We start from the raw sequence: 1081 nt of genomic DNA, 5'->3' as shown, positions 1-1081 counted from the left end.
TACACCAGTGTTTGAATCAAAGCGTCAAGCACTGGGTTTCCTGTGGAGGTAGGGACAGCCTGTTGCTGATGCTGTGCTTTCTCCTTCTCCAACTCCTGCCAGCGATCAACAAGTTTAGCTGTGAACTCAGGGGATACTTGAGCCATGACAACGTAGGAATCACGCTGGTTTACGTGGTAGGTGTTTCGTTTAACCTCCCGACTACCTTCTCGTTGAACTTCCTCAATTTGAGTAAGTTGGATTAAACCCTTGTCCTGCAAGCTATCCATAGTCCGCTTAACGTTATCTGGTTCCTTCCATCTGCACCAACGAACGTTTCCACAATTTGAGTAAACGTGATTAACCCTTGAGTTGTTATGTACTGTTCCTCAATTTGAGTAACAGCTATCAAGCCCTTATTCCGCAAGACTTCCATAGTCCGCTTAACGCTATCTGGACGCTTCCCAGCAAGCTTAGCTATCTCAATGTGAGACATGGTTGTCTGTTGGTTTGGCTGGTGGTCTGTCTGTTGGTTTGTCTTTATTACTCCCTTTATTACTCCCACTCCTGTATTAATCAATAGTTGTAAGTAGGAGGAGAGTAGCTCTAGTAAAGCGGATATTTGAACTGCTCAGATTTGAGCGGTTTGTTAGCGTCAAAACAGCATGGCTGAAATTTCAGCCGATCTATTCCAAGTGGACTGTTCCTCAATTTGTGTAATAGCTCTCAAGCCCTCAGAGCCTCCCTAAGAGCTTTTCTATTTCGGTGGTGAGATACATAGGTAGGAGTGAGTGGGGGTTTTCTGAAGGGTTTTCCTTAAAGTGTATAGCTGCACCCCCAGTTCCCCACCAGCCACCTACAGCCCTCTCCAGTGTTCCCAAGGGCTACAGGTCAATCTGTAGGTTGTTCTGGTGCAATTCTGGGCTAGCACTATGTCAAATAACGCTAGTTCTAAAACTCTTCAAATTCTTCTTCAAACTCACATGAAAGAAGATAATAAGAGTTTACTTCTCTGACAACAGCTTCCTGCCTTATGCCTTTCCTAGAGCCCGCTGTGTCAGGATAGATGTCGCCTCTTTTGATTCATGACTCTCAATAATTG

Annotated in this window: 1 protein-coding gene; it reads right to left on the bottom strand. The window is 44.9% G+C overall.

Translation table 11 applies throughout. The features are described from left to right. On the bottom strand, nt 1-269 hold a 269-nt coding region (locus KDK19_RS03590), incomplete at its 3' end, for a hypothetical protein (protein WP_257291349.1). Nucleotides 270-1081: the final 812 nt, after the last annotated feature.

It is taken from the genome of Endozoicomonas sp. ONNA1 (assembly GCF_024606325.1).
Classification (GTDB): Bacteria; Pseudomonadota; Gammaproteobacteria; order Pseudomonadales; family Endozoicomonadaceae; genus Endozoicomonas_A.
Note: the sequence above shows the minus strand (reverse complement) of the source record. Positions and strands in the feature narration are given on the sequence as shown.